Genomic DNA, 21563 nt, shown 5'->3' on the forward strand with positions numbered 1-21563 from the left:
GATCAATTCTCCGAGGGCGCGGTGCCGGCCGAGGACGGATCGCGCTCGTCGAGGCGTACCCTGAAGCACGCTGCATACAAGGCCGGCAGGAAGAAGATGGTCAGCACCGTGGCAATCGTGATGCCCCCCATCAGCGCGGTCGCCATCGGGCCGAAGAAGCCCGAGCGCAGCAGCGGAATCAGCGCAAGCACGGCGGCGGCGGCCGTGAGCATGATCGGCCTGAAGCGCCGCACGGTTGCGCCCACAATTGCGTCGAAGCGCCGTTGGCCCGCCGCGATGTCCTGGTCGATCTGGTCGACCAGAATCACGGAGTTGCGCATGATGATGCCGAACATCGCAATCACGCCGAGCAGGGCAACGAAGCCGAAGGGCTTGCCGAACAGCAGCAGCGCGGTCACGACGCCGATCAGCCCGAGGGGCGCCGTCAGCACGACGATGAACGTCCGCGAGAAGCTCTTGAGCTGGATCATGAGCAGCGTCAGCACCGCGATGATCATGATCGGCATCTCCGCGTTGATCGAGGTCTGGCCCTTCACGCTTTCTTCAACCGCACCGCCGACTTCAATGCGGTAGCCGACAGGCAGCTTGGCGCGTTCTGCGGTGAGTGCCTGGTCGATGTCGCGGGTCACACCGATGCCCTGGGCGTTGCCCCGAACGTCTGCTTGCACGGTGATCGTCGGCTGACGGTCGCGCTCCCAGATCACGCCGTACTCGAGCGAGTTCCGGACATGCCCGAGCGCGCCAAGGGGTACCGGCCCGTTGGGCGTGGGCACTGCGAGACCCGTGAGCTTTGCCGGATCGACACGCTCGCGCTTCGGCGCACGCAGATCCACATTGATCAGCTTGTCGCGCTCGCGGTACTGCGTGATCGTGTAGCCGGAGAGCGTCATGGCCAGGAAGTTCGATACGTCCTCCGACGTCACGCCAAGCTGACGCGCCTTGATCTGGTCAATCTCGAACGAGATCGAACGTTCCGCCGGCTCGTCCCAGTCGAATTGCACGTCCTGCGTGCGCGAATCGGCGCGTACCTTTTCAGCAACATGGTCTGCAATGTTGCGCACGGTGGCGATATCGTCGCCGCTCACCCGGAACTTGATCGGGAAGCCCACCGGCGGACCATTCTCAAGCCGCGCCACACGCGTACGTACGCCGGAGAAATTCTTCGCGAGCATGGCGTCAAGCCAGTGCGAAAGCTCGTCGCGAGTTTCCACGTCCTTGGCCGTGATCACGAACTGTGCGAAGTTGGGCTGCTGAAGCTGCTGATCGAGCGGCAGATAAAAGCGCGGCGCGCCCGTGCCGACAAAGTCGACGAAGTGATCGATCTCCGCACGACCATCCAGCGTTTTTTCAAGCCGCTTCGCTTCACGCAGCGTCGCCTCGAACGAGGCGCCTTCCGGCAGCCGAAGATCGACAAGCAGTTCCGGGCGCTCCGAGTTCGGGAAGAACTGTTGCGGCACGCGGGTGAAGGCTGCCATCGCAAGCGCGAAGAGCACCGCCGTGACACCCAGGACAACCCAGCGACCCTTGATGCAGTATTCGATCCAGCCCGACAGGCGCTGATAGAAGCCGGTGTTGTAGATGTCGTGATCGTGATCGTGCGCGCCGCCCGCCTCGCGCTTGTGCTCGGGCAGCATGTGATAGCCGAGCATCGGAACCAGCACGACGGCAGCAAACCACGAAACGATCAGGGAGATGGCCGACACTTCGAAGATCGAGCGCGTGTATTCACCCGTGCTCGACTTGGCCAGCGCGATCGGCAGGAAGCCCGACACCGTGACCAGCGTACCGGTCAGCATTGGGAATGCCGTGCTCGTATAGGCGAAGGCCGCCGCGCGCATGCGGCTCCAGCCCTGTTCGAGCTTCACGGCCATCATTTCGACGGCGATGATCGCATCGTCAACGAGCAGCCCGAGTGCGAGCACGAGCGTGCCGAGCGAGACCTTGTCCAGCCCGATCCCGAACAGATGCATGCACAGTGCGGTCACGGCCAGCACGATCGGGATCGAGATCACGACGACCATGCCGGTCCGCAGGCCGAGCGAGACCAGGCTCACAACCAGAACGATCGCGACCGCTTCGCCAACCGACCTGACAAACTCGTCCACCGAGTGCTTGACCGCATGCGGCATGCTCGAGACAGCAGTCAGCTTCAGCCCGGCCGGCAGGTTCGCCTGCAGTTCGCCGGCCTTCGCGTCGAGCGCCTTGCCAAGGTCGATCACGTCGCCGCCCTTCTGCATGGTGACCCCGATGCCGAGCACGTCATGGCCATTCGCGCGCATCTGGGTGACGGGCGGATCGTCATAACCGCGTGTGACCTTTGCGATGTCGCCCAGCCGGAACGTGCGCTTGTTCACGGTGATCAGCATGTCGGCAAGGGCCTGCACGTCCTTGAACGCGCCGCTCGGGCGCACAAACACGCGATCGTCCGTTGTCGTAATGGTGCCGACCGGCGCCACGCTGTTTTGCGCGTTGATAGCCTGGGCCAGTTGCTGTGGCGTGATCGAGAGCCGCGTCAGCTCCGTATTGGAGATTTCGACAAAGACGTGCTGCGCCGGGTCGCCAAAGTAGTCAACCTTCGCGACCCCCGGCACGCGCAGCAGGACCGTGCGCAGCTTGTCAGCGTAGTCGTGCAGCTGCGCCGGTGAAAAGCCATCGCCTTCCAGTGCGTATACGTTGGTGTAGACATCACCGAACTCGTCGTTGAAGAACGGTCCGACCGTTCCCATCGGCAACGTCGCCCGGATGTCGCCCACCTTCTTGCGCACCTGGTACCAGGTTTCGGGTACGTCCTTGACGGGTGCCGCGTCCTTCATCGCGAAGAAGATCATCGACTCGCCGGGCCGCGAGTAGCTCTTGATGTTGTCGACGTATGGTGCGGCCTGAAGCTGGCGGCCGATGCGGTCGGTGATCTGGTCCTGGACCTCGCGGGCGGTCGCGCCCGGCCAATACGTCTGGATCACCATCGTCCGGAACGTGAACGGCGGGTCTTCGGACTGCGCAAGATGCGTGTACCCAATCACGCCAAAGAGCGTGGCGAGCCCGATCAGGAAGATGACCAGCTGCTGATGGCGCAACGCCCATGCGGAGAGGTTGAAGCCACCTTCGGCCTCAGATGGGGCGGCAGGCGCGCTATCGCGCGCGGTTTCACGGTCGCCAGTGCTCATGATGCGAAGTCCTCGGGATGCAGGGGCGGAACCACCTGCACGTGTTGGCCGGCGCTCACCGCATGCACCCCTTGCACCACTACACGATCGCCGTCATGCAAGCCCGAGGCGACCGAAATGGTGCGCTCGTCATAGCGATCGACGGTAACGGAGCGCAACTCCAGCGTGTCGCTGCCCTTGCGCACGACCCAGACGGCGGGGGCCTCGCCGTTATGAAAGAGCGCGGTCACAGGCAGCTTGAAAGGATGTCCAGCAGGCGGATCGCCGGCCGCATCGAACGTGATGCTGGCCGTCATGCCCATGCGCACCTTAGGGCTCGGTGCGGCCAGCGTGAGCTTGACTCGCCAGGTACGGCTTTGCGGGTCGGCTGCGGGCGAAACCTCGCGTACGCGTGCTTCAAACGTTTGCCCAGGCACGGCGGGCAGACTCACGCTCGCTGTACTGCCAACGGTCAGCGAGCCCAGCGCCGCCTCGGGCGCGTCGCAAACGATATCCACGTCGCCGGTCCAGTCGAGGTGGTAGACGGCCTGCCCTGCCTGGACGTTCTGGCCCGTATCGGCATCTTCCAGGGTGATGACGCCGTCGTGATCCGCCACGAGCGTCGCGTAGCGCAACCGGTCGCCGACGAGCGCAGCTTGGGCGTGCGCTGAGTCGCGCTGCGCGACCGCTGATGCATAAGCGTCCTGGGTCTGCTCGAGTTGTGCCGCAGCGATCAGGTTGGCCTGAGCCTGTGCGCGGTCGCGATCGAGCTGCTGCTTTGCAAATGCGAGCCGGTGTTCAGCCGCTTCGAGCTGGGCTCGCGCAGTAGCCAGGTCATTGCGCAGATCGGCTTGATCGAGCATGGCGAGGATCTGCCCTGCCTTGACGGTATCGCCCAAACGCACGCGCCGTTCCACGAGCTTGCCGGGCACCCGGAACGAGAGCGGCGTGGAATATCGCGCCTGCACCTGGCCTGGCAATGAGTTTGCGGTGGGGCTGCCGTCCGGATGCAGGACGAGCGCGACCACTGGTTTGGGCTCCGGCGCGATCGCTTCGGTATGGTGGCAACCCGCGAGCAGCGTCGCGCAGCAAGCCGCGACAAAAAAAGGAACTGGTTTCCAACGCCCGACGATAGACGGAATGGGGCGCGCAGGCGTTCGCGCGTTACGACCGGGATGATTCACGATGTTTCCAAGACAAGTGATGGTCCAACGAAGAAGGGCACGGCGCCTCGGAAGGTGCGTCGCGCTCCTGCGCGCGATTTGCCTTCCTGACGCACGTAACGAAACTCGTATCTCGGGGACTTAAGTCGTCGAGAGCGACGGCTGTTCAGAGACCACTCAAGAGGATTCGGCGACTCCCGCCCCACCCTCTCCTCGCCGGCGGGCTTACCGAGCGCTTCACGTTCCAGCCTCGCTGCCCACCCCGGTAGTCACTGCCACAGCAACAAGAAGCCCTTCCATAGGCCGTTGCTGTTGGCTTCTTCCGTACTGCCACCACTCCAGACGCCAGGGCACCTGACCCCAGCAACCCCAACATGTGACATTAAACTCATCGTTGATCGAATTGTCAAGTATGACGACTAGCATTATTATTGGGATGAACAGACAGCCTTGTACCGCTATGCGAGACCTTCCGACCGGCCGTGCGATCCGGCGACGCCATGTCAAGGCGACCGCCAACCCAAACCAAGCGAGCCACCTGCCGCAACCGCGTGGCGCCCGCCGCAAGCTGGAGACGCGAGCACGCCTGCTTGAAGCCGCACTGCTGCTGATGTCCGAGAAGAGCATCGATCGCGTGGCCATCAACGAAATCACCGAAGCGGCCGACGTCGGCTTCGGTTCCTTCTACAACCACTTCGAATCGAAGGAAGAGATCTTTGCCGCACTCATCGATTGGGCGTTCGAAGATTTCGCCAATACGCTGGACCACGTGTCATGCGGACTCTCCGACCCGGCGGAAGTGATTGCCGTAGCGGTACGTCACATCTTGTTGCGTGCCCGGCGCGAGCCCGTGTGGGCGCGCCTGCTCATACGCGAAGGAAGCTCAGCCCGCGTACTGACGCGCGGGCTGGGGCAGCGGCTGCTGCGGGATAGTAGGAGGGGCATCGCCACGAAGCGATTCATCGTCGCGGACCCGCTGGCGAGCGTCCTTTCCGCCATTGGGAGCGTCCTGGCTGGGATCACAGCCGAGCTGCATTTCGCAACGTCGGTAGAGAACCGCTCTCGCGAGCGAATGAGTCTCGGCGTGTGCGAAGAAGGTTTGGCTGAGCGCGCAGCAGTTGTCGTGCTGCAAGCACTCGGTCTCAAGCGCGCGGAGGCGGAGAAGATCGCGCAGCGTCCGTTGCCGTTGGTCACGCCTGAAAGCAACGTTGACTCTAGATCGACATAGGGCGACGCCGACGCCAAGAGATGGAGCTGTTCAAGCGTTGTAGAGCTCGCTTGTCAGGTAGCGGCGACGCAGTTCGCGCAGCGCCGTCGCCAGAATCGCGCTGATCGGCAAGGCAAGCAAGACGCCGAAAAAGCCAAAGAGGTGGCCGAAGGCCAGCAAGGCGAAGATCACCGCGAGCGGATGCAATCCGATACGTTCACCGATGAAGCGTGGCGTGAGAACGGCATTCTCCAACACCTGCCCGACGCCGTACACGACCGCTACCGCGCCGATACCGTACCAGCTGCCAAACTGCAGGAGCGCGGCGAGCAGTGCGAGCGCAAGCCCGACCGCGAAGCCGACGTATGGGATGAACACCGCCAGACCGGTGAATAGGCCAAGCGGAAATGCGATCTCGAAGCCGGCAACAGTCAGCGCGATCGGATAGAACGCGGCGAGCACGCCCATCACCAGCAGCTGGCCACGCAGGTACTGCGACAGCATCCGGTCGATTTCGATGACGAACTCCCGTGTCTTGCCCAGCCAGCGCCGCGGCACTAGATTTTCCATGCGCAGGAACATCTGGTGCCGGTCGTAGAGCAGATAGAACAGCACCAGCGGGACCAGCACGACGTTGCCCACGATGGTGATCATCACATCGCCGCTCGTGCGCAAGTAGCGCCAGGCAGCGAGCGCGACAGACTGTTCGTTTCCAGTGACGCGACCCGTCAGCATGTCGCGGAGATGCGTCAGGTCCAGCGAGCCGCTCAGACCAAGGACTGCCAGCTTCGGTTGCAGCCACGCGTTGACCTTTGCAATCAGCAAAGGCAACTTCGTCTGAAGCTCCGGCCCTTCCGTTTGAATCACGGCGAACACGAGCGTCACCAACAGCGCCGCCATCGCTGCGAAGCAGAGGATCATCGAGAGTGCGGCAAGACCGCGCGGCACGCGATGCCTCACAAGCCACTCAACGCCCGGCTGCAACATGTAGGCAATGAGCGCGCCGAGTAGGAACGGCGTGAGGACGGGGCGCAGAGCCCACATGAGCGCGACTATTGCAATCGCGAACACTCCCCAGAACACGGCTTGGCGGCGGAACATACGTGGGAGCGCAGCGGACTGGTGCAGATCGGGGTCGAACATGGAACGGAAGTGGATGGACATTCGGCCAGCCGGCCTGTACCCAGAAGCATGGAATGCAATGGCGCCTCGGGGCACCTTCACTTGACTGCGCATTCCTCGATGAATTCAACGGTATGGTCGATGAACGCCCTGACTCTTGCGGGAACCAGCGTGCGACTCATATAAGCCAGACGGACCTCAGCAGCCCCATCGACGATCTCGTATTCTTCGAGCAGGCGAACGAGCCGCCCCGCCTGGAGGTCTTGCCCGACAAGGGCCATCGGCAAGAGCCCCACTCCCAGCCCTTCCAGCACGACTTCGCGGTTGAATGCCACGTTGTTAGAAGTGATCTCGTACTTGATCGGAACAGTCAGTGGGCCTTCCTCTGCTCGGAGCGTCACGGTCGGCTTGTGCACGGAGGGCGGCACGGTAACGAAAATGTGGTCTGCGAGGTCAGCCGGATAGCGTGGCCGGGGCCGCGATTGAAGATACCCTGCCGTTGCAACAACTACCATCGGTAGACGATGGAGCAGGCGGGTCACAGCCAGTTCCGTCGCCAACATGAAAGGCAATACGAGACCAATGTCATAGCCCTCGGTCGCTAGGTCGGTGGCACCTTCAGTCAGAGTCACATCCACGATGACCTTTGGGTACTTTCGCTTGAATGACGATACGAGAGGGGCTAGCCAAAACGAAGTGGCGGTCGTGTGCGCGACGAGGCGCAGCACACCAACGGGCAAACGACCATGGCTGCGTGCGTCAGATTCCAAGCAGTCGAGATCATCCAACACGCGGCAGCATCCGTCATAGAAGCGCTGCGCGGCGTCCGTCAAGGAGAACTGCCTTGTGGAACGGTGAAAGAGGCGCGCACCAAGGCGCTCCTCCAACGAGGACATCGCGCGGGACACGACAGATGGCGATAGCCCGAGCATCAGCCCCGCCCGCTTGAAGTTCTTGACTTCGACGATCGTCCGAAAGAGCCGCAAACTCTCGAAATGGTCCATAGGTACCTCGACCAAAGCTCGCACGGGAGGGTCGCGAGCTTCGGATTTGACTAAGTGGCTGCAGCACGCGCTTGTCGCCGCCTCTTCGACTGCTGACAGCACCTGGCCGCGCTCCATGTGTAAGGAAATCAATGGCGCGCCGCCCTTGACTGGAGCGATGCGTAAGCAGGAGGCCTCGCCCCCAATCATTGCGACGCGCTTAGCGGCGGCCAAGTTGGCAGCATTCGCCAGGCGAAACGTCGCCACAATAGTCATATCTGATATACTTGTCAACTATGACAATGTGATGCACAATTTGCAAAGCTGCCATGCCCACAAGATCGCGGAGCTGCAGCGGTACGTGTTGCCGTGACAAGGAACAACGCGCCGCCAGCGATGGCGGACGCGAAATTAACGAAACGAACCTAAGCGGACGGACTGAATGAGCATCCTTGGTCGCTGCATTGCAATTGCCATTTCCACTTTTGCCTGTGCAATTGCCGGGGTCTATGTGCACAAGCTACTCCCCTCCGAAATCAATCTATCAGTGGATGTAATCAGATCGGTTTCGGGTTTGATTGGCACTCTTTTTGCCATTGTCTTGGGCCTCCTTGTATCCTCCTCCTATACCACCTTCAACAGTCATCAGGCCGACTTTAATTCACTGATAAACGCAGTAGCCAATATCGACCTCTTACTGAAGCAATTTCCTGATGCGTCTGATAGGCCAAGGCTTATGCTGCGGCGGATGGTTGTTCGCTTGCTGCGACGATATTGGCCCAGTGAGGGCAAGAAGAATGGCGGGGAGGTCAGCTACGGCCATCTTTCCGAAGATGTCGAGATGGTGCTGGAGATCAACAAGCTCTCCGAGGCTTTCAGAAATATTACTCGCGACGATCTCAACTCAATTCGGCAATTCTCCAGCAACTTCATTTCCATTCAATCCAATATTGTCCGGAGCCTTTCTAACCAGGTGCCAGCATTGCTTCTTGTCATTGTGTTTGGCTGGGCTTGTTTGTTGTTTTTTCTTTATGGCAGTCTTAGCGATGGAAATATAATCGCAATATTCTTTCTTCTATTGGGCGCCATCGCCATCGCGAGCGCAAATTTTCTGATACTGGAATTGACCCATCCGTACCAAGGCATATTCAAAGTGTCTAGTGCCCCATTCGATTTGCTGCTGGAATCCATGATCCAGGAAGAAAATTTGTCGGGCTACGCCTGAACTACTGATGGCGCATCCGCCGGGACATGGACATGGACATGGACATGGACATGGACATGGACATGGGCATGGGCATGGGCATGGGCATGGGCATGGGGGGGTCGAGGATCAAGCCTACGATACGTTCCGTTGCGGCAATCCGGTCTCCAGACCAATACCAGAACCACTCGACGCTGCGTTACTCATTGTCATCGGCACCGGCTACGTAAATGACATCGTGACACCACAGCACAAGTTCCACAGCGTCAATTCAGATCATCCAACAAGGCCTTGGCCTGCTTCCAGTCGGGGAGGTCGAAGCCCTCGCTGAAGCTGCCGTGGATCTCGGCCAGCGCGTGGCGGGCGGCGTCCGTCTTCCCTTGCGCCCGCCATCGCCTTGCCAGGCTGAACGCGGCTTGCAGTTCCAGCGACCGCGCACCCTGCGCGCGGGCCACCGCGATCGCCGTGTGAAAACAGGCTTCCGCCTCTTCGTGACCGGTGTGGAGGGCGGACCCCTCGCTTGACTGCCACAGCAGCAGTTCGCCCTTGAGCCGATGCAGTTGCGCTTCGTCTACCAGCTCTCTCGTTTCTTCGACCAGCGCCAGCGCTTCGGCTAGGCGGTCCAGTCCGGCTTGGGGCTGCCCTGCCTTTCCATAGACGTCGGCCGGCAAGGCACCTTGAACGTCCAGGCGGGCTTTGCATTGGCGTATCGGTACTAATCCGGGGTTGCGCGGAAAATCAAATAGATCTATAAATAGAACTATAGCATCACGATCAGGGTTGCTCGACGATCCCTGAGATTGCGAGCCCGCCGACGTCCGGCGTGACCGCCGGCAGTACTTTGACATGACTGAGAATATGAAGACAAAGGAGACAACCGGCCCGCTGGCCGGCGTGAAGGTGGTGGACATCACCACGGTGTTCATGGGGCCATCGGCTACGCAGATGCTTGCCGACCTCGGTGCCGACGTGGTCAAAGTGGAATCACCGACGGGAGACAGCACGCGTGGCATCGGCCCGTGCGGCGACAAGAAGATGGGCCCGCTATTCCTGGGGCTGAACCGCAACAAGCGCAGCGTCGTCCTGGACCTGAAATCTCCGGCGGGGCTCGAGGCTTTGCTGCGCCTGGTCAAGAGCGCAGACGTGCTGGCGTACAACGTACGCCCCCAGGCAATGCAACGCCTCGGGCTCGATTATGAATCGCTGGCGAAGATCAATCCGCGCCTTGTCTACGTCGGCATGTTCGGCTTCTCGCAGCGCGGCCGCTATGCGCCAGAGCCGGCATTCGACGACATGATCCAGGCCGCGACTGGCCTGCCGCAGGCCGTCGCAATGGGTAGCGGTGACATCCCGCGCTATCTGCCCATCACTATTGCCGATCGCTCGGTTGGCCTCTATGCATTTGGGGTAATCAGCGCCGCGCTCTACGCGCAAGCCCACACCGGCAAGGGGCAGCGCGTCGATGTCCCAATGTTCGAGACCATGGTGCCCTATGTGATGGGCGACCACCTCTACGGCAAAACCTTTATCCCGGCGAAGGGAGGCTTCGGGTATCCGCGCCTGCTGTCGCCGGAGCGTCGCCCGTACACGACGCGGGATGGAAGCGTCTGCTGCCTCATCTATCACGATCACCATTGGCGTGCTTTCCTCAAGGTGATCGGCAAGCCGGAGCTGTACGACACCGATCCGCGCTTTGCCAACATAACCACCCGTACCGCGCATATCACCGAGCTTTACGCCATGGTCAGCGACGAAATGGCCAAGCGGACCACGGATGAATGGCGCACGTTGCTCAAGGATGTCGACATCCCAGTCTTCCCGATGCATACGTTCGAGTCATTGCTCGAGGATCCGCATTTGAGCGACATCGGCTTTTTCACCGAGTCTGAACACCCGGCTGTAGGGCGTATCCGTGAAATGGCGGTACCGAGCGAATGGCACGGCACGCCGCCGATGCATCGCAGTCACGCGCCTAGTCTCGGCGAGCACAGTCGGGAAGTGCTGCGCGAAGCGGGCTATGACGATGCCGCCATCGAAGCGTTGATGTCGGCAGGCGTATCCATGGAAACACACGCCAAATAGCAACTCTAGACTGAGAAGAAGCGCCCCCCGCACCCGCGCACTGACATGGAAAGTCATATGAACGAAGAACTATTGAGCGAGGTTCGCGACGCGATTCTGTACCTGACCATCAATCGGCCGGAGCGTCGCAACGCCTTGAATCCTACGGTGCTGGCCGGTTTGACTGACGGTATAACACGCGCCAATTGCGACACCGACATTCGTGCCGTCGTCATCACCGGTGCGGGCGACCAGGCTTTTTGCGCCGGCGCCGATCTGCAAAGCGGCAAGTCGTTTGCCTTTGATTACGCCCGGCCTGTTCAAGACCTTGCCAATCTCTTCCGCTGTGCCCGCCAGTCGACGGTGCCGCTGATCGCCCGTGTCAACGGTGCTTGCATGGCGGGCGGTCTGGGGCTGATGGCGATGTGCGACCTGGCGGTGGCGAGCGAGCATGCGATCTTCGGTTTGCCTGAAGTCAAGGTGGGCGTGTTTCCCGCCCAGGTATTGAGCGTCTTGCAGGACCTGATACCGCGCCGCGTGCTCACCGAGCTGTGCCTGTGCGGTGAACCGTTCTCCGCCAGGGAGGCGCAAGCGGCCGGGCTCGTCAATCACGTCAGCGACGACCTCGACGCGAAGCTCGACTGGCTGCTGGGCCGCCTGTTGACCAAGTCGCCCACCGCAATTCGGCGAGGGCTCTACACACTCAAGCACGCGCAGAGCATGCCCTTTGAGCAATCCATGGCCTTCACCGAGAGCCAGATCGGGTTGCTTGCAATGACGGACGATGCACGAGAAGGTCAACTGGCTTTCCGCGAAAAGCGCCAGCCCATCTGGACCGGCAAATAGGAAGACAAGGATGAATGCAAAGACAGTACGCATTGGCGGCGCCTCGGGCTTCTGGGGTGACAGCAGCATTGGCGCACCTCAACTGGTGCGCCACGGTGAGATCGACTACCTGGTGTTCGACTATCTGGCCGAACTGACGATGTCGATCCTGGCCTCGGCCCGCCTGCGCAAGCCCGAATTGGGCTATGCGACGGATTTCGTGGCGGTGACGATGAAAAGCCTGCTCAAGGAAATCGTCGCGCGCGGCATCCGCGTGGTCACCAATGCAGGCGGCATCAACCCTCATGGTTGCGCGCAGGCGCTCGCGGCAGTCGCTGCCGAGCAGGGCGTGACGCTGCGTATCGCGGTGGTCGAGGGCGATGACGTGATGCCACTGCTTCCCTCATTGCGCGAAGCCGGCGTGCGTGACATGCAGAAGGGGCGTCCACTGCCGGACAACGTGGTGAGCGCGAACGCCTATCTTGGGGCATTGCCGATCAAGGAGGCACTCGATCAGGGGGCGCAGGTCGTCATCACGGGGCGCTGTGTGGACAGCGCCGTCACGCTGGGCGTGCTGATGCACGAGTTCAAATGGGACGCAGGCGACTATGACCGGCTGGCACAGGGGAGCCTCGCGGGCCACATCATCGAGTGCGGCTGTCAAGCCACGGGCGGACTGCATACCGATTGGGAAAGTGTGCCGGACTGGCCCGGCATCGGCTATCCGGTGATCGAGTGCCGGGCCGACGGGACCTTCCTGGTGAGCAAGCCGCCTGCCACCGGTGGGCTCGTCAACGCCGCCACGGTCGGGGAGCAGGTTCTCTATGAGATCGGCGATCCCGCCGCCTACTTGCTGCCCGATGTGATTTGCGATTTCACCCAGGTCCGGCTGCGTGAGGTCGGCCCGAATCAAGTGGAGGTGAGCGGTGCGCGAGGACGGGCACCCGACAGTGTCTACAAGGTCTGCGCAACGTATGTCGATGGATTCCGCGCCAATGCCCAGCTGACCATTGTCGGCGTCGACGCCGTGGCCAAGGCGGAGCGTACGGCGGAGGCGATCCTCGCCCGAACGCGCAAGCTCTTCGAGGAGCATGGCTGGGGCGATTACACCCGCACGCGGATTGAGGTGCTCGGCGCCGAATCGTGTTTTGGCCCGCACGCAGCCGCGCGGCACACGCGGGAAGCCGTGATGCGCGTGTCCGTGATGCATCCGGAGAAAGCGGCGCTGGAGTTGTTCGGCCGGGAAATCGCTGCTGCGGGGACCAGCTGGGCGCCCGGCACAACGGGGGGCGGTGGGCGCGCCAGTCCGTCGCCGTCGATCCGGCAATATGCATTCCTGCTCGACAAAGCTGCTTTGTCCCCTGCCGTGGTAATGGACGGCAAGCGCACCGCGGTATCGATTCCTACGGCCGCCTCGGCAGCCTCGAAAGCGGAGGCGCCGATCCCGGCGCCCGGCCCGGCAGAGTCGAATGTGCGAGCACCGTCGGTATCGATGGAGAATGAAGGCACCAGTCAATTCGCGTGCGATACGGTCGTGGTTCCACTGATTCGGCTCGCCTACGGGCGCAGTGGCGACAAAGGCGATACGGCCAACATCGGGCTGATCGCACGCCGTCCGGATTATTTGCCCGTGCTGCGTGCCGAGGTCACCGCGGCGCGTGTGGCAGACTGGCTGGGTCATCTGGTTGAGGGGGCGGTCACGCGCTACGAATTGCCGGGCTTTGATGCGATGAACTTCGTCTGCGAGTCGGCGCTGGATGGCGGTGGTATGGCTTCGCTGCGTAATGATCCGCTCGGCAAGGGTATGGCGCAGATCCTGTTGACAATGCCGGTACGCCTACCGAAGGAAATGTTGCCATGAAACATGCAATGACAAACGCAGCGGCCGACAGCAGCTCAACCTTGTATCAGGATGCCGCCGGCGGCGTGACCCGCTACCGGCAACTCGCGAGCGTGCTGCGCCACAAGATCGCCTCAGGCGAGTATCCGGTCGGCGAACAGCTACCCACGGTGGAAATCCTGGCCCAGACCTATGGGATCGCTAAGGTGACGGTGCGCCAGGCTTTTGCATTGCTGACCGAGGAAGGGCTGGTGAGCAGCCAGCGCGGGCGAGGCACATATGTGATCAACGGACCGTCCGCACCGGGAGATCGCCTGCGCGCGGCAATCAACGACGAGTCGGTCCACACCACCGACCTGGAAATCCGCATCTTGGAGCAGCGCAAGAATGTGAGCTTGCCGCCGGAACTGAGCAAGCGAGGCACGCCGCTGGATCAGTACGTGATGATCCGGAAACTGCATCTCCACGACGGCACGCCGTTCTGCCTGATCGAGTCGTATGTGGCCGCGTCGGTGTTCGCCCGCTTCCCGCCGGGCGGCCCGCGGAAATACAAGCTCATCCATCTGCTGCGGCAGGTCGAAGGCGAGCGCCTTGGCATGATGCATCAGACGATGACGGTGGAACCGGCCGACTTCGCTTTGGCGCGCGATCTGGACTATGCCTTTGGGTCGCCTGTCGCCAAGGTCGTTCGAACGGCGCTCGACATCGATGGCAATGTGCTTGTCGCAGGCCTGTTCTGGTATAGGGGCGATCGCTTCGTCCTCGACGTGGAGATGCCTGCCAAGCTCACGGAGCAGTACCCTGCCCTGGCGATGCCAGAAAGCCGTCGCTAATTTTCGGCAAGCCCCCTCAAAAAAAGAACACAGGAGACAAAATGAATTCACCCTCACCGTTTGTGCGACGGGTCGCTGACGTACCCGGCTACTCCCCTGCCAACCACACAGGCACCGTGAACCGCCGCGTCATCGGCAAGGAAACGGTCGGCGCGCGGCGGCTGGAGGTGCTGCTTGGCACCATCTCGCGTGGGCACGGCGCGTTGCCGCATGCCCATCCCAATCTGGAGCAAGCCTCTTACCTGCTTTCCGGCACCGGCGTTGGCGAAATGGCGGGCCAGCGTCGGACATTTGAGGCAGGGCAGTGGTCCTTCAATCCGGCGGGAGTCTTTCACCGGTTTGAGGTGGTGAGCGACGACCCCGTGCAAGTGATGGTCGTCTACGCGCCGCCGTACAGCGAGAATCCAAATGCTGCGGTGGTTGCGGCCGGCGTGGACGATCCACGACTGCATTCCGATACGGGCAATGTCCGTGACGTTCCCGCGCATACGAAAGCGATCGACTTTCCTCACTACTGGGGGGCGCATGTCCAGCCCATCATTACGCCTCAGACCGTCGACGCCCGGTTTCTCGGAATCTACGCGATCGCACTTGAAGCCGATGGTGGTGCTGCAGCACATGGGCTGAGCGCAACGGAGCAGGTTCTGTTCATTCGAACCGGTGCGATCGAGGGGCTGATCGAGGGGCAGCCATTCTCGGCACACGCACACGACTGGGTTTTCGTTCCCGATGGAGCGGAACTTCAATTCAAGACCAGTGATATGCCTAGCGAACTGTTCCTCATCCGTGCGCATGAGGCGCAGGGCTGAGGCCGGCTAATCGAGGGCGCAGATTCAGCGCGCCCTCCCGGAATCAACGGATCGAAAAACTCGATTGAGCCGGCACCCCATGCCTTGACCCGCGCGCTCGGCGACTGGCCTAGGCATTGCCGCACCAGCTCCATCGCCGAGAAGGCCCTGTGACTTCCGAGGTCAAAGTGAGCACCCTTTGATCGGAGGAGGTCACGATGGGCACATCGGATATCGCTCGATAGCTTCCCAAAACATGGGCCGGCTTGCGGAAGGTGAACGAAAGCACGTGCACATGAGCACTCAGTAGTAACACTGAGTGTGCGGAGGGTCGGCGTGGAATACAGTAGTTCTATAAATAGAGCTATATAACTATTTCGGCAAGACTAATGGTGCGGCGCTTTCCGAAAGCTGCCAACAGCGCCCGTTGTCAAAGCAGCCACAGGAAACGAGGAGACATTGATGGAGCGAGCGTCGATAACGGAGCACGCGTCGGCAGAACGCCTGCATGACGCGTCCACCGCCGCATCCCCGCTGACCCGAACGCAAGTCAAGATGCTCGGCATCGCGATGTTGGGCGGCGGACTCGAGTACTACGAGTTCATCGTCTTCGGGGTCATGGTGCCAACGCTTAGCCGGGTGTTCTTTCCATCCGATGCCGAGCCCTGGTTGAGCACGCTGCAGACGCTTGCAATTTTCGCGGCCGGCTACATCGCCAGGCCTATCGGAGGGATATTCCTTTCAGCGATGGGCGACAGATTGGGCCGCAAGCGCATGTTCATCGTTACCGTGGCCTTGATGGCGACGCCCACGATGCTGATTGGCGTGCTACCCACCTACGCACAAGTCGGCATACTTTCCCCGCTGCTCTTGCTCGCATGCCGCCTGTGTCAAGGGCTGGCGATGGGAGCGGAGATCCCTACGGCGCTGACCTTCGTCGCTGAACACGTACCTGAACGTCGCGCCGGGCTCGCAATCGGCCTGATGGGGACCGGGTTGGGAATCGGGACACTCGTCGGACTTGCAACGCTTGCCGCGATTGGCCGCGGATTCTCCGGGGAGCAGATGTTGGCATACGCCTGGCGCATCCCGTTCGTGCTGGGTGGTCTGTTTGGCTTGCTGTCCTCGGGACTTCGGAAATTCGCCGCCGAAACGCCAGTCTTTACCGAAATGGCGGCTCGAAAAAGCCTGAACCGATCCATGCCGATACGGGAACTGCTGACCACGGCTCGGCCCGAACTCCTGATAGCACTGCTAGCAAGTCTCGCCAGCAATTCGATTGTCCAGACGGTAGCGCTCTTCCCGGCCACTTTTCTGCAAACAGGATTGCACATTCCCCCGACGATTGCGCACAGCGCGCAAACTGGGCTGATCGTTGCGAGCCTCGTCTCGACAGCATTGGGGGGCTGGCTGATGGATCGGATCGGTTGGACGGTGTGCATCACATTCACGGCGATGGCCTTGTTCGCCGCACTAGTGAATGCCTACGCTTCGCCAACGCCGCAGAACATCGGTTTCAACCTGACGCTCCTTGGCCTGCCCTGCGCCATCACGATCATGCTGAACAATCACCTTGTGCGTGTGTTTTCAGCACAGGTTCGCATTACCGGAATCTCGGTTGCGCACAACGTCGCTACCGCAATTGCCGGAGGAACGCTTCCGATTCTGATGGGATTTCTGACCCATTTCGAACCTCGAGCCATGATCTTTGTCCCCGCGGCTTTTGGCCTCATGGCCATTGCTATCACCCCCGCCGCAATCAAGTATCGCAAACCGCTGGCGTTTCATGCGGCGAGATCCTCGTCGACAAGCTGAGAACCGAGAGCACGCAGGCCTGACGCGAGCGGCTGCAGCCGCTCGGCATCCGATGCTCGCGGCGCACACCTTCGAGTCCATGCTGGACGATCCGCACCGGTAGGACATCGATTTTTCCCACCCTGAAAGGAGACAAGCATGACCGCAAGACAAATCAGCACACCGCTGTCCCCCGTGCTGCTCACCACGTCCACCGGCGCCCCGCTGCCGCTGCCCGCCCTGCCCCAGGACAAGCTCCTGACCGTCAACATCGAGCAGATCCCGCTGATCAAGGATGTCTTTCCGGGCATCCATATCAAGCCGCTGCGCCTGGACCTGGAGCGCGGCGAGTGGGTCTTCATGGCCATCGTGGAACCCGGTCGCTCCCTGCCGATTCACTACCACACCGGTACGGCGCAGGTGTGGACGATCCAGGGCTGCTGGAAGTATCGCGAGTACCCGGACCAGCCGCAGACGGCGGGCTCCTACCTGTACGAGCCCGGCGGCTCGGTGCACACCTTCTACACCCCCGAGGACAACACCGAGGACACCATCACCATCGCCTGGATCGAAGGCGCACAAGTCAGCTTCAACGACGACGGCACGTTCCACTCGCTCAATGACGCGGTCTCGATCCGGTACGCGATCGAGGCCCTCGCGGCGGCACGCGGGATCGGACCGGTGCCCTACGTCCGCGGCAATGGCGCCGATGTAGCCGGTTCCTGACCCGAAAGCGCAGCACGGACAGGACCAATCAGGGCGGACCGCTCGCGGGTCTGCGCATCGTCGGCTTCGCTCAAGTCGTCATGGCATGGGCCGCGCGCCCGCCGTTGCCGACGCGCGAAGTCGCGCTGCGCCTGACCGTGACGCATACCGAGCGGCGCGCGCTGGAGATGACCAACCGCGAGTTCGCCACGCCCGGCACTTGGTGCCCCGGCCGCCAAAGGCATGGCCCAGATGGTGACCGACAGGCCGGCCGAGCTCCCCGAAAACCTGCTGCAGGAACGCCTCCTCGTGAACTTCGAATTTTCCGACGACCAGCTCGCAATCAGGAACGCCATCGAGGCCATCTGCGCCGACTTCGCCGCAGACTACTGGCTCGAGCGCGACCGCGACGGGCGCTGGCCCACTGAATTCTGCGAAGCCATCGCCCGCGGCGGTTGGTTCGGCGTCACCATGCCGAGAGAACATGGCGGCGCCGGGCTTGGGATCTCGGCGGCCGCGATGGTGATGCGCACCATCGGCAAGCTCGGCTCGGCGGCGGTGTCGTCCGTGCATCTGAACCTGTTCGGCCCGCAGCCGGTGGCCGTGTTCGGCAGCGAGGAGCAGAAGCGGCGCATGCTGCCGCCGCTGATCGATGGCTCCGATCGCGCCTGCTTCGGCGTGACGGAGCCCAACGTCGGCTCCGACACCACACGCGTCAGAACCTTCGCCCGCCGCGAAGGCGACCGCTACGTCGTCAATGGTCAGAAGGTCTGGACCTCGACGGCGCAGCACGCCAACAAGATCCTGCTGGTGGCCCGCACGACGCCGATCGAGGCATGCGCGCGGCCGATGGATGGCGTCACGCTGTTCTACACCGACCTCGATCGCTCGCATGTGCGCATCAGCGAGATCGAGAAGATGGCGCGCAAGGCGGTGGACTCGAACGAGCTGTTCATCGACGGGCTGGAAATCCCCGTCGAGGATCGCATCGGCGAGGAAGGCCAGGGCTTCAAGTACCTGCTGCACGGCCTGAACCCGGAGCGCATCCTCGTCGCGGCTGCCGCACTCGGCGCCGCTGAGACAGCGCTGGCGCGGGCAACCGACTACGCCAAGGAACGCGTCGTGTTCGGCCGGCAGATCGGCAAGAACCAGGCGATCCAGCATCCGCTGGCGGAGTGCTGGATGCGCCTGCAATCAGCCGAGCTGCTGATGTGGAAGGCGGCGGCGCTCTACGACGCGGGCAAGCCCTGCGGTGTCGAGGCCACGGCGGCCAAGTACCTTGCGGCGGAAGCCAGTTTCGAGACGTCGTTGCGCGCGGTGCGCACGCACGGCGGCTACGGCTACGCGAAGGAGTACCACGTCGAGCGTGGCTTGCGCGAAAGCGTGCTGTCGTTGCTCGCACCGGTGACGCAGGAGCTCGCGCTGTGCTACGTAGCCGAGCAGGCGCTCGGGCTGCCGAAGTCGTACTGACCCGCGCACCGCGAGACAAACCGCATCGAGGGCGTGGCAGAGGAATCGTCGGCGGCCGAACATGCGGTGCGAGGGGAGGCCCCGGCTCAGCTAGAGGAAGCGGCGCCATGACAAATAGGTGCATCAGTGGTACGGCACGTCCAGGCGATGCAGCTTTCCTGGTTCTCGAATCAAGTAAATCAAAGGAAATAGCATGAACGACTTCACCATAACGTCGCCTGAGTTCAAGGATCAGGAACGGCTCCAACTGGTGCATGAGTTCGATGGCTACGACGGCACCGGCCGGAACCGTTCGCCCGCGCTGCAATGGCAGGGCGCGCCGGAAGGCACCAAGAGTTTCGCGCTGACGCTGTACGACCCGGACGCGCCCACTGGCAGCGGTTTCTGGCACTGGATCCTGTTCGACATCGATTCGTCCGTCACCCAACTCGCCGCGGGCCGGGGCTCTAGCGACGGCACTGACCTGGGCGCCAGCGGCACGCAGGCCGCCAACGACTACGGCGCCGTCGGCTACGGCGGCCCCTGTCCGCCCAAGGGCTTGCCCGCGCACCGCTACATCTTCACCGTGCATGCACTGGGCGTGCCCAAGCTGGAGATGCCGGCCAACCCGACCAACGCTGTGGTGCGCTTTTTCATCTGCCAGAACACGCTCGCCACCTCTACTCTGACCGGCCTCTACAAACGTTAAGGGTGTACCTTGCCGCGACAGTTTGAACCGCTCGCCAGCCCCAAGGCCCGGCTCGGCGCGAGCGTGCGGCGTTCCTGGCGCCGGTGGTGGGACCGCTGGCGGATTCAATGGGGCAGACACGATTGAATAATCCTGCGCATTACGGCCACCCGTAAATTTTGGAGACTGCAAATGAGAACGAACATAGCCAAAACGGTACTGATACTGCTGGCGTTGTTGGCGACGCCGCTCGTCGCGATGGCCTGGGAGCGCGGCAAGGTTGAGACATTCGCCACTTTGCCGCCGGGTGAGGCGCATCCCGAGGGGATCACCGTGGACCGGGAGGGCAACGTCTACGTCGTCACGGTGGCGGCGAACAAACCCAAGACGAGTGAGGGAACACTCATTGTGTTCGACCCGCAGGGCAAGCACCTTCGCACTGTCACCATCAAGGGTTCAAGCAGACTGTTGCTCGACGTCGGCTTCCATCCTCGGACGGGCCAGTTGCTTGTCGTCGACTACCTGGGCGCGAAGGTCCTGCGCGTTGATCCCAGTACGGGTGCCTCTTCCGTATTCATGACGGTCACTGGCAAGAACCCAGGCCTTGACGGGATGACGTTCGACCCCGCCGGAAACGTCTACGTGACCGACGCCCACCAAGGCATCATCTGGAAAGTCGGACCCGACGGCGGCGAGGCGTCGGCATGGGTCACCAGCCCGCTGCTCAAGCCCACGCGCATTCCACCGACAATCGGCGCCAATGGCCTGGCGTTCAACAACAAGAAGACGGCTTTGTTCGTCGCCAATACGTCGACCGACATCGTTGTCAAGATACCGGTGACCGGCCCAACGCTTGAGCCCGGCACGCCTGAAGTCTTCGTCAATCGGGTTGGCGGTGGACCCGACGGCCTGATCATCGACGAGCACGACAATCTCTGGATCGCGTGCAACCAGTCTAACGAGATTCTCGTGATCGAGCCGAAACAAGGGCAAGTGATTGCCAAACTCGGCGACTTCGGCGGCATCGATCGCAAGGGGGCACCCATTGGCCTACTCTGGTCGAACGGCCTCGTCTTCCATGGCGACGACGTTCTTGTCACCAACCTCTCGCTCGATGTCGACACGGCCATTGCGCAGCTCAGTGACGAGCTTGGCCTCGCGCATCTCGCAGGCAAGAATCTGCACACCATCGATGGGCCGTGGGCGCAGCGGGTGAAGCTCCACACCATCTCGAGAATCAAGAAGCGGATACCGGAAGGTCTAGACCTCGACCTCGCGTCACGTCAACGAGATCCTGCTGCTCAACTTCACTGACCTCGACCGCTCGCTTACAGATGTATTCATAAAGAGCGTACCCCTTCAGCATCTTCAGTCGGCGCGAAAAGTTGTAGGTCTGGATGAGGTCACGAAGGTGGCTCTGGAACGGTCAGGGGTCTCATGGTGGACCAAAGACGCGCCCGAGATCGCATCGGTCCCGGGCGCTATTGCACTTTTCTTCACGGGTCTGCTGCCCTTGACTTCTGGCAAACGCGAGATGCCATGACGCTGGGCGCGGACGGCCAGGCCAATCGATATCGCCGCGCGGTACAAGCTATGGGCCAGCGATTGGCGCAGGCGCTGCCTCGCATGTCTGACCGCGCCTGAACACCGGCGAACGAAATCGCGGTGATTTGCCCGCAATCGTCGCGGACTGACAAGATCGCCACTCAAAAGGAGATACTGAAGCTAAACTTGTAAGCGTAAACACTACGTTTTCTA

17 protein-coding genes are annotated in these 21563 nt (G+C 61.9%); 12 read left to right on the forward strand and 5 right to left on the reverse strand.

Annotated elements, in window-relative coordinates; translation table 11 throughout:
• Positions 1-2 precede the first annotated feature (2 nt).
• Both QZ609_RS02125 and QZ609_RS02130 read right to left on the reverse strand, forming a co-directional pair.
• The gene (locus QZ609_RS02125) at positions 3-3164 is read right to left on the reverse strand and encodes an efflux RND transporter permease subunit (RefSeq protein ID WP_295490389.1); all 3162 of its coding nucleotides are present in this window, start codon (positions 3162-3164) and stop codon (positions 3-5) included.
• Positions 3161-4276: an efflux RND transporter periplasmic adaptor subunit gene (locus QZ609_RS02130; protein WP_295490485.1), complete on the reverse strand. Its 1116-nt coding sequence runs from the start codon at positions 4274-4276 to the stop codon at positions 3161-3163. Before QZ609_RS02130 ends, QZ609_RS02125 begins: the two co-directional genes overlap by 4 nt.
• Positions 4277-4766: 490 nt before the next feature.
• Here QZ609_RS02130 and QZ609_RS02135 point away from each other — a divergent pair, with 490 nt between their 5' ends.
• Positions 4767-5534, forward strand: coding sequence for a TetR/AcrR family transcriptional regulator (locus QZ609_RS02135; RefSeq protein ID WP_295490391.1), 768 nt, complete (start codon positions 4767-4769; stop codon positions 5532-5534).
• A gap of 30 nt (positions 5535-5564) precedes the next feature.
• Here the strand turns inward: QZ609_RS02135 and QZ609_RS02140 are convergent, their stop codons facing one another.
• Both QZ609_RS02140 and QZ609_RS02145 read right to left on the reverse strand, forming a co-directional pair.
• On the reverse strand, positions 5565-6641 hold the full coding sequence (locus QZ609_RS02140) for an AI-2E family transporter (protein ID WP_365900761.1): 1077 nt from the start codon (positions 6639-6641) through the stop codon (positions 5565-5567).
• A gap of 92 nt (positions 6642-6733) precedes the next feature.
• Positions 6734-7639, reverse strand: a complete 906-nt coding sequence (locus QZ609_RS02145) for a LysR family transcriptional regulator (RefSeq protein ID WP_295490393.1) — start codon at positions 7637-7639, stop codon at positions 6734-6736.
• Between the two features lie 421 nt (positions 7640-8060).
• Here QZ609_RS02145 and QZ609_RS02150 point away from each other — a divergent pair, with 421 nt between their 5' ends.
• Positions 8061-8843, forward strand: a complete 783-nt coding sequence (locus QZ609_RS02150; RefSeq protein WP_295490395.1) for a hypothetical protein — start codon at positions 8061-8063, stop codon at positions 8841-8843.
• A gap of 245 nt (positions 8844-9088) precedes the next feature.
• Here QZ609_RS02150 and QZ609_RS02155 read toward each other — a convergent pair whose 3' ends face one another.
• A complete protein-coding gene (locus tag QZ609_RS02155) occupies positions 9089-9493 on the reverse strand; it encodes a hypothetical protein (RefSeq protein ID WP_295490401.1) in 405 nt (134 codons plus the stop codon).
• Between the two features lie 187 nt (positions 9494-9680).
• Here QZ609_RS02155 and QZ609_RS02160 point away from each other — a divergent pair, with 187 nt between their 5' ends.
• From QZ609_RS02160 to QZ609_RS02205, 10 genes are all read left to right on the forward strand, one after another.
• Entirely contained in the window at positions 9681-10904 is a 1224-nt protein-coding gene (locus QZ609_RS02160; protein ID WP_295490491.1) for a CoA transferase, read from the forward strand.
• Positions 10905-10961: 57 nt separating this feature from the next.
• A complete protein-coding gene (locus QZ609_RS02165; protein ID WP_295490402.1) occupies positions 10962-11729 on the forward strand; it encodes an enoyl-CoA hydratase/isomerase family protein in 768 nt (255 codons plus the stop codon).
• A 10-nt stretch (positions 11730-11739) separates the two neighbouring features.
• Positions 11740-13569: an acyclic terpene utilization AtuA family protein gene (locus QZ609_RS02170; RefSeq protein ID WP_295490404.1), complete on the forward strand. Its 1830-nt coding sequence runs from the start codon at positions 11740-11742 to the stop codon at positions 13567-13569.
• Entirely contained in the window at positions 13566-14381 is an 816-nt protein-coding gene (locus QZ609_RS02175; protein WP_295490407.1) for a GntR family transcriptional regulator, read from the forward strand. The genes QZ609_RS02170 and QZ609_RS02175 overlap by 4 nt, the downstream gene beginning before the upstream one ends.
• Before the next feature lie 116 nt (positions 14382-14497).
• Positions 14498-15190, forward strand: a complete 693-nt coding sequence (locus QZ609_RS02180) for a cupin domain-containing protein (protein WP_295490446.1) — start codon at positions 14498-14500, stop codon at positions 15188-15190.
• Positions 15191-15631: 441 nt separating this feature from the next.
• Positions 15632-16984, forward strand: coding sequence for an MFS transporter (locus tag QZ609_RS02185; protein WP_295490448.1), 1353 nt, complete (start codon positions 15632-15634; stop codon positions 16982-16984).
• Positions 16985-17122: 138 nt separating this feature from the next.
• Positions 17123-17689 (forward strand): 2,4'-dihydroxyacetophenone dioxygenase family protein, encoded by a 567-nt coding sequence (locus tag QZ609_RS02190; protein WP_295490450.1) that lies wholly within the window; start codon positions 17123-17125, stop codon positions 17687-17689.
• Between the two features lie 288 nt (positions 17690-17977).
• Positions 17978-19138 carry an acyl-CoA dehydrogenase family protein gene (locus tag QZ609_RS02195; protein ID WP_295490452.1) on the forward strand — a complete coding sequence of 387 codons (1161 nt, stop codon included), beginning with the start codon at positions 17978-17980 and terminating at the stop codon, positions 19136-19138.
• A gap of 193 nt (positions 19139-19331) precedes the next feature.
• Complete coding sequence (locus tag QZ609_RS02200) at positions 19332-19826, forward strand: YbhB/YbcL family Raf kinase inhibitor-like protein (RefSeq protein WP_295490453.1); 495 nt, start codon at positions 19332-19334, stop codon at positions 19824-19826.
• 171 nt (positions 19827-19997) lie between these two features.
• Positions 19998-21119 carry an SMP-30/gluconolactonase/LRE family protein gene (locus QZ609_RS02205; protein ID WP_295490455.1) on the forward strand — a complete coding sequence of 374 codons (1122 nt, stop codon included), beginning with the start codon at positions 19998-20000 and terminating at the stop codon, positions 21117-21119.
• Positions 21120-21563: the final 444 nt, after the last annotated feature.

Origin of the sequence: uncultured Ralstonia sp. (assembly GCA_913056305.1) — a bacterium.
Lineage (GTDB): Bacteria > Pseudomonadota > Gammaproteobacteria > Burkholderiales > Burkholderiaceae > Ralstonia.